The sequence below is a fragment of the Apibacter sp. B2912 genome (assembly GCF_009827835.1).
In the GTDB taxonomy this organism is placed as follows: Bacteria; Bacteroidota; Bacteroidia; order Flavobacteriales; family Weeksellaceae; genus Apibacter.
In genome coordinates this window covers 320,434-336,982 of record NZ_WINV01000003.1, presented here as the reverse complement: position 1 = coordinate 336,982, position 16,549 = coordinate 320,434, and the positions used below count along the sequence as shown (strand labels likewise).

14 protein-coding genes are annotated in these 16,549 nt (G+C 29.3%); 7 read left to right on the top strand and 7 right to left on the bottom strand.

Annotated elements, in window-relative coordinates; translation table 11 throughout:
- Positions 1–5: 5 nt before the first annotated feature.
- The 3 genes from GFV01_RS07500 to GFV01_RS07490 all read left to right on the top strand — a co-directional run bounded on the left by GFV01_RS07500 (position 6) and on the right by GFV01_RS07490 (position 4,215).
- Positions 6–1,325 (top strand): (Fe-S)-binding protein, encoded by a 1,320-nt coding sequence (locus GFV01_RS07500; RefSeq protein WP_160566028.1) that lies wholly within the window; start codon positions 6–8, stop codon positions 1,323–1,325.
- Between the two features lie 32 nt (positions 1,326–1,357).
- Positions 1,358–2,140: a (Fe-S)-binding protein gene (locus GFV01_RS07495; protein WP_160566025.1), complete on the top strand. Its 783-nt coding sequence runs from the start codon at positions 1,358–1,360 to the stop codon at positions 2,138–2,140.
- Between the two features lie 305 nt (positions 2,141–2,445).
- The gene (locus GFV01_RS07490; protein WP_160566022.1) at positions 2,446–4,215 is read left to right on the top strand and encodes a mechanosensitive ion channel family protein; all 1,770 of its coding nucleotides are present in this window, start codon (positions 2,446–2,448) and stop codon (positions 4,213–4,215) included.
- Positions 4,216–4,268: 53 nt separating this feature from the next.
- Here the strand turns inward: GFV01_RS07490 and GFV01_RS07485 are convergent, their stop codons facing one another.
- The 3 genes from GFV01_RS07485 to fmt all read right to left on the bottom strand — a co-directional run bounded on the left by GFV01_RS07485 (position 4,269) and on the right by fmt (position 6,963).
- A complete protein-coding gene (locus GFV01_RS07485) occupies positions 4,269–4,988 on the bottom strand; it encodes a hypothetical protein (RefSeq protein ID WP_160566019.1) in 720 nt (239 codons plus the stop codon).
- 194 nt (positions 4,989–5,182) lie between these two features.
- Positions 5,183–5,992, bottom strand: a complete 810-nt coding sequence (locus GFV01_RS07480; RefSeq protein WP_160566016.1) for an HAD family hydrolase — start codon at positions 5,990–5,992, stop codon at positions 5,183–5,185.
- 8 nt (positions 5,993–6,000) lie between these two features.
- A complete protein-coding gene (gene fmt / locus GFV01_RS07475) occupies positions 6,001–6,963 on the bottom strand; it encodes a methionyl-tRNA formyltransferase (protein ID WP_160566014.1) in 963 nt (320 codons plus the stop codon).
- 148 nt (positions 6,964–7,111) lie between these two features.
- Here fmt and rplU point away from each other — a divergent pair, with 148 nt between their 5' ends.
- Together rplU and rpmA are read left to right on the top strand one after the other, a co-directional pair.
- Positions 7,112–7,504 carry a 50S ribosomal protein L21 gene (gene rplU, locus GFV01_RS07470; RefSeq protein WP_105297179.1) on the top strand — a complete coding sequence of 131 codons (393 nt, stop codon included), beginning with the start codon at positions 7,112–7,114 and terminating at the stop codon, positions 7,502–7,504.
- Positions 7,505–7,524: 20 nt separating this feature from the next.
- Positions 7,525–7,794: a 50S ribosomal protein L27 gene (rpmA, locus tag GFV01_RS07465; protein ID WP_160542760.1), complete on the top strand. Its 270-nt coding sequence runs from the start codon at positions 7,525–7,527 to the stop codon at positions 7,792–7,794.
- Between the two features lie 174 nt (positions 7,795–7,968).
- Here the strand turns inward: rpmA and GFV01_RS07460 are convergent, their stop codons facing one another.
- The 4 genes from GFV01_RS07460 to GFV01_RS07445 form a co-directional block, all read right to left on the bottom strand.
- Positions 7,969–8,916 (bottom strand): acyltransferase family protein, encoded by a 948-nt coding sequence (locus tag GFV01_RS07460; RefSeq protein WP_160566011.1) that lies wholly within the window; start codon positions 8,914–8,916, stop codon positions 7,969–7,971.
- Between the two features lie 80 nt (positions 8,917–8,996).
- A complete protein-coding gene (locus GFV01_RS07455) occupies positions 8,997–9,767 on the bottom strand; it encodes a TatD family hydrolase (RefSeq protein ID WP_160566009.1) in 771 nt (256 codons plus the stop codon).
- 29 nt (positions 9,768–9,796) lie between these two features.
- Complete coding sequence (locus tag GFV01_RS07450; protein ID WP_160566007.1) at positions 9,797–10,792, bottom strand: GSCFA domain-containing protein; 996 nt, start codon at positions 10,790–10,792, stop codon at positions 9,797–9,799.
- 5 nt (positions 10,793–10,797) lie between these two features.
- Positions 10,798–11,769 carry a polyprenyl synthetase family protein gene (locus GFV01_RS07445; RefSeq protein ID WP_160566005.1) on the bottom strand — a complete coding sequence of 324 codons (972 nt, stop codon included), beginning with the start codon at positions 11,767–11,769 and terminating at the stop codon, positions 10,798–10,800.
- Positions 11,770–11,934: 165 nt separating this feature from the next.
- Between GFV01_RS07445 and GFV01_RS07440 the strand changes: the two genes are divergently transcribed.
- Positions 11,935–13,371, top strand: a complete 1,437-nt coding sequence (locus tag GFV01_RS07440) for an ATP-binding cassette domain-containing protein (RefSeq protein WP_221411120.1) — start codon at positions 11,935–11,937, stop codon at positions 13,369–13,371.
- A gap of 1,654 nt (positions 13,372–15,025) precedes the next feature.
- Positions 15,026–16,516 (top strand): 2-isopropylmalate synthase, encoded by a 1,491-nt coding sequence (locus tag GFV01_RS07435; RefSeq protein ID WP_105297171.1) that lies wholly within the window; start codon positions 15,026–15,028, stop codon positions 16,514–16,516.
- Positions 16,517–16,549: the final 33 nt, after the last annotated feature.

Sequence of the window (16,549 nt, the reverse complement as noted above, 5' to 3'; positions counted from 1 at the left end):
TATTTATGGATTACATACAGAGCATCATATTCTTACTTCTTGCATTTGCAGGAATTGGATTGTTTGTTCGTAATATCCTTAAAATAAAAAGAAATATATTATTAGGTAAAGCAGAAAACCGTTCGGATAATCCCTCCAAAAGATGGAAATTAGTTTTACGTATTGCCGTTGGACAAGGGAAAATGATAGCCCGTCCAGTTGCCGGAATTTTACATCTTGTTGTATATATAGGATTTGTCATCATAAATATAGAATTAATTGAAATATTTGTTGATGGTATATGGGGAACCCATCGGTATTTCGGAAAAATTCTTCCCTCTCCTCTTTATAATTTGACAACCGGAACGGTAGATATTCTATCATTTTCTGTTTTAATTGCGGTAACCCTATTTTTTATACGGAGAAATATACTCAAAGTTCCAAGGCTTAATTCCAAAGATTTGCTGGGTTGGCCGCATATGGACGGAAATCTTATTTTGATTATTGAGTTCTTAATGATGCTTTCTTTGCTCATTATGAATGCTGCCGATTTTACTCTTCAAAAAAAAGGTATTTTATATTCTTGCGGATTTTTTCCTGTAAGCAATTTCATATTTAATAATGTATTTTCGACCTTTTCAGTTGAAAGTTTGTATATAATGCAAAAATCAGCCTGGTGGTTTCACTACATCGGAGTTCTCTTTTTTTTAAATTACTTATATTTTTCCAAACACTTACATATCCTATTTGCTTTTCCAAATACTTATTTTGCTAACCTTCACAATCAAGGTCAACTTAATGATTTGGACACTGTAACTAAAGAAGTAAAATTATTATTAGATCCCAATGCTGATCCTTATCAAGCATCAACGGAAGAATCAGTACCTGAAAAATTCGGAGTCAGTGACGCTACTGATTTATCTTGGATCCAATTATTGAATGCATATACCTGCACTGAGTGTGGAAGGTGTACATCAAGTTGTCCGGCAAACTTAACCGGAAAAAAATTATCTCCAAGAAAAATCATGATGGATGTTCGTGATCGTATCGAGGAAATCGGTAGAAATATTGACAAAAACGGGAATTTTTTAGATGATGGCAAACAACTTTTAGGTAACTATATTACTCCTGAAGAGATTTGGGCTTGTACAACTTGTAATGCTTGTGTGGAGGCTTGTCCATTATTGATAAACCCTCTTTCCATACTAATTGATTTGCGCAGATATTTAGTAATGGAGAAAACTGCTGCTCCTAGCGAATTAAATTCTATGATGAGCAATATTGAAAATAATAATGCCCCTTGGCAATTCAGTCAAAATGATAGAGCCAATTGGACTAAAGAATAATTTTAATTTATTTTTGTAAATAAACGTAAAATATGGATCGACCTATTAAAACTATGGCAGAATTTAAGGCAGAAGGAAAATCCCCTGAAATACTTTTTTGGGTGGGATGTGCCGGAAGTTTTGATGATCGAGCCAAAAAAATAACAAAATCATTTGCTTCTTTACTTCAAAAGGCCAATATTGAATTTGCTATTTTAGGGCAGGAAGAAGGTTGTACCGGAGATCCGGCCAAAAGAGCCGGAAATGAATTTCTATTTCAAATGCAGGCCTTGATGAATATTGAAGTTTTGAATTCATATGAAATAAAAAAAATTGTTACCGCTTGTCCTCATTGTTTTAATACTCTAAAAAATGAATATCCTCAATTAGGAGGAACATATGAAGTTTTACATCATACACAGTTTTTAGTTTCTCTTTTAAATGAAGGAAGAATAAAAGTTAAGGGAGGAATTTATAAAGGAAAAAAGATAACTTTCCATGATCCCTGTTATTTGGGAAGAGCTAATGATGTGTATGAAGCTCCTCGTGAATTGTTGGCCCAATTGGAAGTTAATTTGTTAGAGATGAAAAGATGTAAACAAAACGGTTTATGTTGCGGTGCAGGTGGAGCACAAATGTTTAAAGAACCGGAACCCGGTATCAAAGATATCAATGTTGAGCGAACAGAAGAGGCTTTACTACTTAATCCCGATATAATAGCAACGGGATGTCCTTTTTGCAATACGATGCTTACAGACGGTCTTCAATCAAAAAATAAAAAATCTCAAATCTATGTTAAAGATTTAGCAGAGTTGTTAAATGAAAATTTAAGCTAATCTTATCCACCTCTCCTACTTATAAATCTTTTTTTATTATAACTGTATCTTATTCAGCTAAATATATCATAATCTGTCTTAAATATTTATTTTTTATTTTGAAATATTATTAGTTTATTTGCTTTAAAATAAAATATTTATTCCATTAATTACTATTTATATTATATAACAAATTTGAAAAAAACTATTATATTGTATTAAAATTATAGTTCTTGAATAGTAATCTTTAGTAGATCAATTTCTTTAAATTTATCATAAATCATTTAAAAATTAATTACGTACACCAAGCCAATAAAAACCACCTCATGAGAAAAACTAACCGAAAAATATATTTTGTTATCCTATATTTATTTACAGCGATAGGTATATATGCTCAACATATTAATGAAAAGAATAACATACACGAAGATTCCCTTTTATCCAAAGAAAAAAAAGATTCGCTTAAGATTCAAGAACTTAAAATGCAAGTTCAGGAATTAAAATTAAGCCAGATTGCCCTTCTGAATGAAAAGAAAAATATGGGAAAAACTGATTCCCTAAAAAAAGCATTACAAAAAAAACAAATTGATTCATTACGGGCGATCACCAAAGGGTATCCTGTTGTAATTGATAATGACACTTTATTCAATTTATATGCTCGGAGAGGCGGCGTTATGCCCGCAGACCGGGCAAGTAAGGTAAAGGAAGTTATAATAGCAGAAGGAAAAAAACTAAAGCTTAAGCCCGATTCCATATACATGTTTGAAACCGAATACGTTACAGATATTATGTCCGGAGACAAGGTTATAATTACTTTATCGGATCAAGATGGTTTATGGCAAAATACCACTCGTCAAGATCTTGCCAAAAAATATACAGCAATTATTTCCAAAAAAATATCTGAATTACACTCCAAATATGGTCTTCAACAAAAAATTAAGTCATTTTTAATTTTATTTTTAGTCATTATTGCTCAAATAATTGCCATATACTTTACCCAAAAATTATTTATAAAAATTAAAAGTCGCCTCAAGAAAATAATTAATGAGAAATTCAAAGCAAATAAATTTCTTACGAATGATCGACAGGAAGTTTTATTAGTTTCTATTACAAAAGTTACCAAATACTCATTTATCATTGTCCAATTAATTATATCTATTTTTATCATATTTTCGATTTTCCCTGAAACAGAAAAATATGTATATCACATGTTTACTTTTATGGGAAATCTTGCTAAAGACATGGGTAATACCATTATACATTATATTCCCAATTTAGTTAAGATAATTTTTATATACTTAATTTTCAAATACATAATAAAAATATTAAAGTATTTTTCAGGAGAAATAGCTGAAGAAAGAATTAAAATCAAAGGTTTCTATCCGGATTGGGCGCATTCAACATTCAACATACTTCGATTTTTACTTTATTCTTTTATGTTTATTATGATTTGGCCTTTACTTCCTAATTCTAATTCTCCCGCCTTTCAAGGGATTTCCGTATTTATCGGTCTTATTATATCATTAGGATCTACTACCGTAATAGGAAACTTAATGTCCGGATTGGTTATTACTTATATGCGTGCATTTAAAATCGGAGATCAGATTAAGCTGAATGATACGATTGGTAATGTCGTAGAAAAAACACCTTTTGTAACGAGAGTTAGAACTTCAAAAAATGAATTGATTACTATTCCTAATTCTTTTATTCTTTCTTCTCAAACAGTTAATTATAGCGCTTCGGCAAGAAATTACGGGATTATTATATATTCAGATATTACGGTGGGTTATGATATTCCCCGCAAACAAGTAGAAGATTTACTTATTGAAGCGGCTACTAATGCAGAAGGAGTGTTAAAAAATCCTGCTCCATTTGTATTGGTGAAAGAATTGGAAGATTTCTATTGCTGTTATCAGATTAACGCCTATACGGATCGGGATTTGGCTATGCCTAAAGTTTATTCAAATCTTCATAAAAATATTATGGATCGTTTTCATGAAGAAGGAATTGAAATTTTATCGCCTCATTTTTATGCAGAACGCGATGGAAATGAAATTGTAATGCCCTCCCAATATAAACACCAATCCAATGATTGAATTGATACAATATAATAAAAAAGGCCTTTTTAAGGCCTTTTCTTCTTTTATATTTATAGTTTAAATTGGGAATCGTCTAGTTTAGGATTTATTTTATAGCTGGTTATCGTTTGAACCGCTGTTTGACCGGGTACTTTGGTTTTTATTTTGGTGGAGAACTTATATCCTTCAAAATCTTTGTAATCTGAATATTCTTTTGATACAACTTCATTTTCTTTAATAGTTTCTTCTTTTACTTTAAATCCCGTTTCAACATCGAAATAAAGAATAGTTTTAATGGTTCCTTCTGTAACCGTGATTTTATAAACTTCTTTACCGTCTAAATTTTTCTTACCGTCTAACACCGCATTATCTTTGGTAATATACAATTCTGAAAAAATCCCTTTCTTAACTTTCATTTCATTTAATTCATCTTTTTCACCGGTTGCAGGTAAATTTGAAAATAATTTTTTCCCGTCAAAACCTTTAATAATGGTTTGACCCATGATTGATATTTTAGATACAAATTTATTAGGTGCTTTATATTTAATTTCTAAGTCAGCAGGTTCCGGCAACTGAGCAAATGTTATTTTGCCCTCAGAAATCAAAGTGGTTATTTGTTGTAATTTTTCTTTACTGCCGGCCACAGCAACGTAATAATGATTTAAAACGGATTCCAACGTTGGTTCTTTTTCAATCTTTTCGGATAAAACTGTACAATGGGTACCGGTTACTACATTTGCTTTCGCTATAAAAGAAATAACCAGTAATAAGGTAAGTATTTTTCTTTTCATTTTATTTAATTATTTAAAAAATTAATATGTATTATTAAAAATTGATAATTTACAGAGTTACTAATAAAACAGCCATTGAATTCGACCGGTATATTCAACTGTTTTCTTATTCATAATTTCTTTTCAGAATTATTCTTAAATAACGATCCTATTTCCAAATATTCGTAACAATTAGAGATTTAGGCTTACATGTATTATCTTTCCCTTTGTGCTATTACTTCCTTTAAAATATTTAAAACCCCATCTTCATCATTGGAATCTGTTTTAAATTTGGAAATTTCTTGTAATTTAGGATGTGCATTTCTCATTGCATAACTAAAATAACTTTCCTGCATCATTCCTATATCATTTAAAAAATCTCCAAAAGCCATAGTTTCTGCTTTAGATATGTTTAATATTTCTTGAACTTCTTTTAAAGCAAATCCTTTATCGGCATTTTTAACAGAAATATCCAACCAAAATTTACCTGATACAACTACTTGGTAATTTTCGCTAAGGTGTTTCACATAAGGTAAAATATTTTCTTCCGAACCTACACTGTTGTATATCGCCATTTTAACAATTTGATCATCAATAGGCTCCTGAAAGCTCGGAATAATTTTTCTTTTAGGATAATAGGGAGCTATTTGTTTTTCAAATTTCGAAAATCCTTCTTCAATATATGCACTTTTTATACCGCATAAAAGCATCTGAGTATCGGGTAAGAGACGTATCAGTTGGGCTACTTCATGGATAACATTTTGATCCAATTCATGGATAAATAACTGCCTTCCTCTATGTACTACGTTTCCTCCATTTTCAGCAATAAAATATATTTCATTCTTAATTTTTTCAAAAACCCCTAAGAGACTTTCATATTGTCTTCCACTTGCTACTACAAATTTTATATCCAACTTTTTCAGTTTTTCATATATTGTAAAGAACTCTTGATTGAGTGTATAATCTGAATGAAGCAGTGTTCCATCCATATCTGTAACTACCAGTTTTAACTTACTATAGTCCATATATTATTTTAGTTAGCTTTTAAATTATGTTTTATTGTTAATCCGTTTATAAAATCTGAAATTCCCATTCTTTTCTTTCCTTCTAATTGAACTTCAGTTAAAAAATAGAATCCATCGGCGGCTGCAATTTTAAATGTTTTTTTGCCTTCAATACATACAGTTCCAATATCTAGAATATGTTTTTCAATTTTATAATGTCCCTTGTAAATTTTTAATATTTTAGACTCTCCATTTATCGACAAATGGGTGAAAGCAGCAGGATAAGGACTTAAACCTCTTATTAAATTGTGTATATTTTCTAAAGGTGCATCCCAATGTATTTGACAATCTTCTTTAAATAATTTAGGAGCATATTTATATTCAACCCCCTCTTTTAAAATTTGTTTTTGAGGTTTTAATGTTCCTTCTGAAAGGCCTTCAAGAGTTTTTACTACTAATTGTTTTCCTAAATTTTTTAGTTTATCATGTAAAATTCCGGCGTCATCGGAATCATTAATTTCTGTCTTAGCTTGCAACAAAATTTCACCGGTATCAATTTTATCATCAATAAAAAATGTGGTAACCCCCGATTCTTTATCCCCGTTGATAATAGCAAAGTTAATAGGTGAAGCTCCTCTGTACTGAGGCAATAAGGATGCATGTAAATTAAAAGTTCCTAATTTTGGAATAGACCAAACTTCTTTAGGCAATAAACGAAAAGCTACAATAACGATTACATCCGGATTTAATTGTTGAAGCTGATTTATAAATTCGGGATCATTCATTTTTACGGGTTGGAACAAAGTCAAATCTTGACTTACTGCATATTTTTTAACGGCTGATTCAGCCATTTTTTGTCCTCTTCCTGCCGGTTTATCTGGGGTAGTTACTACTCCCACTACTTCATATCCGGATTTTATTATTTCTTCTAAAGGAGCTACAGCAAACTCCGGAGTTCCCATGTAGACTATTCTTAGAGCTTTTCTTGTCATGTAAAATTCGCGTATAAATTTTGTATAATACAAAGGTAAACATTGTATTTTTTGTATTGTACATTTATCACTTTTTTATATTTATACATTTTACATTTTTGTTCTGAAAAAAATCATTATATTTGCAGTTCAAAAAAACGAAAATTTTATGTATGCAATTGTAGAGATAGCAGGGCTTCAATACAAAGTTGAGCAAGACCAAAAATTGTTCGTAAACCGTTTAAAAGCAAATATTGACGACGAAGTAACTTTTGACAAAGTATTGCTTACCGATAATGGTTCTGTAACAGTTGGCGCCCCGGTTATTAATGGAGTGACAGTAGTCGCTAAAGTTTTAGATCAAGTAAAAGGAGACAAAGTAATTGTTTTCAAAAAGAAAAGAAGAAAAGGTTACAAAGTAAAAAACGGTCACAGACAACAATTTACTCAAATTCAAATTGTTTCCATAGGTGGTGCAGAAGCTCCTAAAAAGGCTGCAAAAAAAGCAGCTCCTAAAAAAGAAAAAGAAGCGGAAGTTAAAGAAGTAAAAGCAGAAGATTAATTTAATAAAGTAATTAAAGCATGGCACACAAGAAAGGAGTTGGTAGCTCCAAAAACGGTAGAGAATCACATTCCAAAAGATTAGGAGTAAAGATTTTCGGTGGTCAAGACGCCAAAGCAGGTAACATCTTAGTGAGACAAAGAGGAACAACTCATCACCCAGGTGATAATGTTGGAATGGGAAAAGACCATACTTTGTTTGCTCTTACAGATGGGGTAGTAGTTTTTAGAAAAAAACAAAATAATCGTTCTTATGTTTCAATACAACCTAGTACTGAAGCTCAAGCTTAAAATTTAATACGATTATTTTAAAAATATGAAAATCCGGTAATAACTACCGGATTTTTTTTATTTACTAACTTTTAAATAAAAATCGAATTTATTGGTTTAACTTTAAATCAACAACAACCAAAAATTATGAATAAATAACCCTTAGGATTGATTTTTTAATTAGTTATCAATTTACTATGATTTTTTTAAATAATCTAATGGGGACATTATAAATTTAACAATTTTAAATGTTGCCAAATATAAACAAGTAATAACAATTATAGCTGTAACACCTAAATTTAATAGTATGTCAGGGTTAAAATTCAATAGAGGAAATAATCCAACATATAAAAAATTTAAAATAATGTGATGCATCAAGTAAATTTCCAAAGTTTTAGAACCATATTTACCCAGGGTATCCGGTATTATATTTATAATTCCAATTGAAACCGTTATTGCTAAAACATACGCTAAGATCCTATATAAGAACCCTTCATATCGGGTATTATAATTTTTTATGTAGGGATCTTCCCCAAATAAAGAAATCAAAAATTCTCTATTTACAATGAAGTAAATACTAATAAGTATTATAACCAAAAAAATTATTGTATATAATTTATTGATATTTCTTATCCTTACAATACTGACTTCCTTACAAAAGGCGCCGAGTAAAAAATAAGGAAAAAAGGTAAGTATTCTGAACATGAATATTTCGGAATCTAAGAATCCTATGCCCAAAGGGAATAAAAAAGAGATTAGTAAAAAAGAACCTTTTGAAACCTTATCTTTTCCAATTAAAAATAAAAAACGCCATACTAATAATCCAATGATATACCATCCTTTGGGTTTAATAAAAAAAATTATCCAATTTTTAAATCCTGTAAAAATTATAGGAAATGAATAAATAAATTGGAATATGGTAAAAGTAATTATTAATGATATAAAAGATTTTTTATATTTTTCCCAAGTAATATTTTTTGAAAAATAACCGGATATAAAAATAAATAATGGCATATGAAAGGTATAAATAAAACCAAAGATCGTATCCGCCATATGCCCGCTATTATATTGCAAGGTATGTCCATAAACCATTAAGAAAATTAATACTAATTTTAATGAATCAAAGAGCTTATTTCTTTTCATAAGAACTATATTTCATTTCCGAAGAATGTTATTATCTTTTAGTAACCATAGCAGTTATATTAATAGAGTTTTATTTATTGTTATAATTTAAAAATTTTTCTGGCATTTTCAGAGGTTATAGTTCCTATTTTTTCAGGCAACATCTCATAGATATCTGAAAGTTTATCGGCAATAATTTTTAAATAAGATGATTCATTCCTTTTGCCACGAAAAGGAGAAGGTGCCAAATATGGAGAATCTGTTTCCAAAACAATCTTTTCTATAGGAATTTCTTTTAAAAACTGATCTATTTTTCCGTTTTTAAAAGTAACAACTCCTCCGATTCCTAAATAAAAGCCTAAATCTACAAACTCTTTTGCCTGTTCTAAGTTACCCGTAAAACAATGAATTATCCCATACAAATTTGCATCTTTTTCTTTTCTTACGATTTCCAATACTTCATTAAAAGCTTCTCTAATATGAATAACGATCGGAAGTTTATATTGTTTAGCTAATTGAATTTGTTTTATAAAAGCATACTTTTGAATTTCCAAAGTCGAAGTATCCCAAAATAAATCCAATCCTATTTCTCCAATAGCCGCAAATTTTTCCTCGGAAAGTTTATTTTCAATAAAGGCTAACTCCTTTTCGAATGAATCTAATTTTACATCGCAAGGATGAAGCCCCATCATTAAAAACATGTTTTCAGGATATTTATTTTTAAGTTCTTCCATCTTAGGGTAATAAGATGAATTTATTGAAGGTAAGTAAAAACGTTGTACTCCATGACCCAGGGCTCTTTGAATCACTTCTTCTCTATCGTGATCAAACTGTTCAGAATATAAATGGGTATGACTATCTATCAATAGCATTATTTAATTTGGATATTTTTTAATTAATCTTAATAAGAATCATTCATTTTTTTTCTTAATTCTTGATATTCTTCTTTAAAAGCACCCGGTGGTAAAAGAGGCTCTAAATTCTGAATATTTTTTGCGATGCTATATAAAAATTTTTTATAGGCTATCGTGTGAGTATTTTGAATTTTGTGTTGTAAAGAAGTGTTTACTTTTTTCACCATTTGCATGGTTGAAAATTCATCAGGTGAAATATGGGCATTTTTAAATTTCTCCCATATATATTTTATAGCTACATCATTTGGATGTATTAAATCTTCTTTATAAAAACGATAATCCCGTAAATCATCCATCATAAATTCATACGATGGGAAATACTCACAATTATCATATGATTCGACCACCGAATGGATGGCACATAAAAGTTTGGATTTACTTATATTATTTTCAACCATACCATCTTTACTATGTCTTACCGGACTTAATGTAAAAAAAATCTTCATGTTTTTCTTTCCCATATCCGTCAACATTTCAATGATGTTTTTCAAAGAAGTTTTTATTTGATGTTCTGCCAATAATAATTTAGAAAAATGTGTATTTGGAATTTTATGACAATTAGCTACTATTATATCAAATTGATTTAATTTGTATACAAATGAAGTTCCTAAAGTAATTATAACCATATCGGTCTCTTGAAGAAACTTATTAGCTAAATTTATGTTCTGATTGATATGAGATAACACCCTATCTTTTGATATATCATTAAAAGAAGAATGATGATCCCAACTTAAATATAATTCTTCATATTTGAAAAGTTCTGATGATTGATATTCTTCCTGGGAATAAATTCTCATGATTGCATTTTCAACAGCTAAAGGATGAAATATAACACCAAAAGGATTATGAAATACTGAAAACTTATACTGAGATAATTTATTGGAAATTTCGGTAGCGAAACAGGAACCTATAGTAAATATTTTACTTTTGTAATCAAGTTTAATTGAATTAGGATTATATGGTAATTCTGTTCTAAATATCATCTTTATTAACTTTCCCTAACTAATAAATAATCGATCAGTTTATAAAAAAACTGTTTTTTGGTAGCATCTGCTTTAACTTTATCTAAATAGTTTTTTGATTGATCTGAATAGGTTTTAATTAATTCTAAACATGAATCCCCTACATTCAAATCATTAAAAATAGCTAAAACTTCATTTACTTTGTTTATATTTTCTCCTGTAATAGTATACCAACCATTTAATTTTTGTCTCTGTTCTTCATTTGCTTTTTGTCGAGCTAAGATGTATAAGATCGTTTTCTTATTTTCAACAATATCTCCTGCATGTTTTTTTCCTACGGATTCTTGATTTCCAAATACATCCAAATAATCATCCATTAATTGAAAAGCAATCCCCAACGATTTGCCAAATTCATACATATTTTTTGAATCCTCTTCATCTGCTTCTGCTAATAATGCGCCCATTTGAAAAGCACAAGCACACAATACAGCCGTTTTACCGGTAATCATGTTTATGTATTCTTCATATGACACATTCGATTGTTTTTCAAAATTCATATCATACTGTTGTCCTTCACAAACTTCTAAAGCAGTTTGGGAAAACAAATGAAAACATTTTTTAAATAATTGAGGTTCTAAGTCCTCTAACATTTGAAAAGACTTAACCATCAACGCATCTCCCGATAGAATTGCTACATTTTGATCATATTTAACATGAACGGTTTCTTTGCCTCTGCGTAAGGAGGCTTTATCCATAATATCGTCATGCATCAAAGAGAAATTGTGAAAATACTCTATCCCTAAAGCAGGTTTTTCGGCTCTTTCAATACTTCCTTTAAACAGATCACACGACATTAATAAAAATATAGGACGTAATTGTTTTCCGCCTATTGATAAAATATAATTGATGGGGTCATAAAGTTGATGGGGAGGATTTGTTAATTTATGTTTATTTATAGCATCTCTAATAATTGATCTATATTTATCTAAAAAAGGCATTTTTTCGTATTTTCCTATATATATTGTTACAAAGATAAGGTTTTGTAAAATATTCTTCCTACCCTTGTGAATAAATTTACTGTCAATATTTTACATTTGATAGGAATAATTAATTTTTTTATAGATTATAAATATAAATAAATAGGTATTTTTAAAATGAACACTATGGTAGAATTGGATAACATAATCCCACAAAAAGAATTTGCTAAATTTTCTACTCCTATAAATTGGAAAATAACACCTGCCCAACATTGGGCTGTCATTGGGCCAAATGGAGCAGGAAAATCATTATTAATTGATATTTTATTAGGTAAATATGCTTTACAAGAAGGTAAAATTAGTTATACTAAAAAATTTAATCATCTCTCTGATTTTATAAAAATAGTTGCTTTTAAGAATATTCATGCCTTTTCCAAGACTCAAAACAGCTACTACCAACAAAGGTGGAACAAAGGGTTGGAAGATGAAACGCCCAAAGTTAAGGATCTATTATTCAAGAATACTGATTTACAATGGATGGAATACCTCATTTCCATTGTTGGAATTGAAGACTTAATGGAGAAAAATATTGATCTCCTTTCGAGCGGAGAACTCAGAAAATTTTTAATTATTCAATCTTTATCTACTAAACCCGAGATTCTAATATTAGACAATCCGTATATTGGCTTAGATACTAAAGCCAGACAAGTTTTAGATCAGGTTTTACTCAACCTTAAAAATTTACAAAACTTACAGGTGATAATACTCATCTCAAACTTTGCAGATATTTCTCCAATTATTACTCATGTTTTACCCATAAACAACAAAACATTATTCCCAAGTAAAACCTCTCAAGAATTTTTTGAAGATAAAAAACTGCAAAATGAATTGTTTCCTCATTTTAATTATGAATTAAAAAAACTTCCATACCCCTCTAATCAACCAAAGGAAATTAGTTATAACTATGCTTTACAATTAAATAATATAAATATTCAATATGGCAACCGAACCATTTTGAAAAACATATCTTGGAAAGTTAAAAAAGGTGAAAAATGGGCTTTATCCGGTCCTAATGGCTCCGGAAAATCAACTTTATTGAGTGTAATTGCTGCCGATAATCCTCAAGCGTATGCCAATGACATTCTCCTTTTTGATAAAAAAAGAGGAACAGGAGAAAGTATTTGGGATATTAAAAAGCATATAGGATATATATCACCGGAAATGCATTTATATTATCAAAAAAATGTAACATGCTTGGAAGTAGTTGGATCGGGATTTTTTGATACTATTGGTTTATACAGAAAATGTGATCAAGAGCAAATAAAAGTATCCTTGCAATGGATGGAAATTTTAGGAATTGAAAAACTTAAAAATTCTTCTTTTCTCTCTATTTCGACAGGAGAACAACGTTTAATTTTATTAGCTCGTGTATTTATTAAAAATCCTTCGCTTGTTATTCTTGATGAACCCCTTCATGGACTGGATATAAATAATAAATTTCGTGTTCTGCAAATTATCGAAAAATTTTGCGATTCAAGCAAAGCATTGATCTACGTGACCCATTATAAAGATGAACTACCCTCTTTAATAAATCACGAACTCTCCCTAACTAAAATACAATAAAATTCTATTTCCAAAATCAAAAAGGTATTTTATAGGCATAGTATATATAAACTGTGTTGGAGACCAGCTGCCCCCTAAGGGCAACCCAATAAATAAGATAATATATTTATTAGCAGAATATATCCTATTCGGTAATTCAAAATTTATTCTTGTAAAAAAACTGTTAGATGATTTCACATAAATTAATGTAAATATAGTTATCATATTGGATAACCAAAACCATCTAACATAATCAATAGCAATCAAGCTTATTAAAAGAATAGCTATATATTGACATATTAAAAATGAAAATATATTATTTGATTTAAATCGAAAATTTTTTTTCAAATAAATAAACATACATAAAAAAATTAAACATGCATTTAAAAAAAAGCCTAAGAGATAAATTGGATGTTTTTTAAAAATTGGAATTTTCCACATAATTATTTCATCAGTTGATTTATATACCCAATACATATCACTTATAGTTTTCATATGTTCTATTCCAAATTCTTTCCAACTATTAATAATAATATTTATATCCATATTACGCCCATTAAAACATATCCCTACTATTATAAATACTATAAAAGAGGGTAGAATTAATACTATTTTTTTCAAATTTTTGGCTTTCAAACTACTTATATTAAGCAAATAAAGCAAAGGGAAAAATGTAAAAACAAAGTATGCCTCATGAATAAGTATCATGAAAATACTCATCAAATTACATATCAAAATTTTTAATCTAAAAGTTTTTATTTTGCTAATAACATATAATTGGAAAAGAAAATAAACAATCAACAAAACATCTAATGTAAAAAACATTCTACGAGCAATAATATTTATAAGCATAAAGCTACCAAATAAAATATAAGGTTCTAACTTATTTTTGTAAAATTCCTTTATTATAAAATATACTAAAAGAATTATTAATATAATTTCAAAAATAATTTGAAATTTAAATGGATTAATAGGTGTGTTATTAGCTAAAAAAAATAAAATACTCCCAAATAATCCTCTTCTAATAAAACCTGCTTCATAATTTATATAAAACCCTTTAATAATCAACCACTCATTTGTATAATAGCCTATAAATCTTAGTATAACTTCAATTAAAATAATTAAATATACTAATAAAAGAATTTTCTTTATCATATTCATATATTTAAATTAATTATATAAATGAACAAAAAAAACTATAAATATAATTTATTTAAAGTAAAAATACAATATATATATATTGTATTGTTCGCTAAATTTAAATAACTAATTAAAAATATTATACGATTATTAGTTTAATAATGTTTTGAATAATGGATAAAACAATAAGATATGAACTCGTTTTTTATTACATTTTGATAAATTTCAGATTTATAATTTCACAAATCCAAAGAGTAATGCCTTAAAAAATTACACAAATCAATATAAAGTAAAAATATTTTTTATTAAATTTATTTTGGCAATTAAAAAAATTATCATAATTTAGCGCCCAATTATAATTAATACAAAGAATGTCATTGTTTACTAACATAATTAGCATTGTTCTGATTCTGGGTCAAGCTCAGGGTGAGTAATGCTTGTGTTGTAAATTATACAAAATATAAAAAGCCTTTCTCACTCTAAGGAGAAAGGCTTTTTAATGTTTTTTAATCACAAAAAGAAAACGATATCAAGGATGGATAAATTATTCATTTTCGACACTACTTTAAGGGATGGAGAACAGGTCCCGGGGTGTCAATTAAATACAATTGAAAAAATTGAAATTGCTAAAGCATTAGAAGAATTAGGAGTGGATGTTATAGAAGCCGGTTTTCCCATTTCAAGTCCGGGAGATTTCACTTCTGTAGAAGCTATTTCCAAAGCTGTAACAAACCCTACCATCTGCGCTCTAACCCGTGCTGTAGAAAAAGATATAGAAGTAGCTGCCGATGCTCTCAAATATGCCAAGAAAAAAAGAATACATACAGGAATCGGAACTTCTGATTTCCACATTAAATATAAATTTAACTCTACCAGAGAAGAAATCATAAAAAGAGCCGTTGCCGCAACTGCATATGCAAAAAAATTCGTTGAAGATGTTGAGTTCTATGCTGAAGATGCGGGAAGAACTGACAATGAATACTTAGCCCAAGTGGTCCAGGCAGTTGTAAATGCAGGAGCAACAGTTATCAATATCCCTGATACCACTGGATACTGTTTACCTACAGAATATGGCGAAAAAATAAAATACTTAATTGACCATGTAGATATGAAAAATGCCATCTTATCTACTCATTGCCATCAAGATTTAGGAATGGCAACAGCCAACTCACTTATGGGAGTTATCAATGGTGCCAGACAAGTAGAGGTAACCATTAACGGAATTGGTGAGAGAGCAGGAAATACATCACTTGAAGAAGTTGTTATGGCTATAAAAAGTCATAAAGAATTATCTATTGACACAAATATTAATACAAAGAAAATATACCCGGTAAGCAAAATGGTTTCCAGCTTAATGAATATGCCTGTTCAACCTAATAAAGCAATAGTAGGTAGAAATGCTTTTGCCCATTCTTCCGGAATTCATCAAGACGGAGTATTAAAAAATCTCTCAACATACGAAATCATTGATCCTAAAGAAGTTGGAATAGATGACAATGCTATAGTGCTTACTGCCCGTAGTGGTCGTCATGCCCTTAAAAGCAGACTGAACTTACTAGGAATTAAAGTAGAAGCGAATGAATTAGCCAATATATACGAACGATTTTTAGAACTTGCTGATAAAAAGAAAGATATTAATGACGATGATCTTTTAATATTAGTAGGAAAAGAACCTAATGAAAGTAACCGTATAAAACTCGATTACTTACAAGTTACTTCCGGAAAAGGAATTAAAAATGCTGCAATTGTTACCCTAAATATAGCCGGCGAAAAGTTCACTTCGACTTCTTTCGGAAACGGACCTGTAGATGCAGCAATTAACACCGTAAGAGATATTCTTAAAAAACAAATGACTATTCATGAGTTTTTAATTCAGGCTATTAACAAAGGAAGTGACGACTTAGGAAAAGTTCACATGCAAGTTGAATATAAGGGTAAAAATTATTACGGATTTTCAGCAAATACAGATATTGTGACTGCTTCCGTTGAAGCTTATCTTGATGCAATAAATAAATTTACCGTTTAACACTATATACAAAACCAATTAAAAAAGAGAATA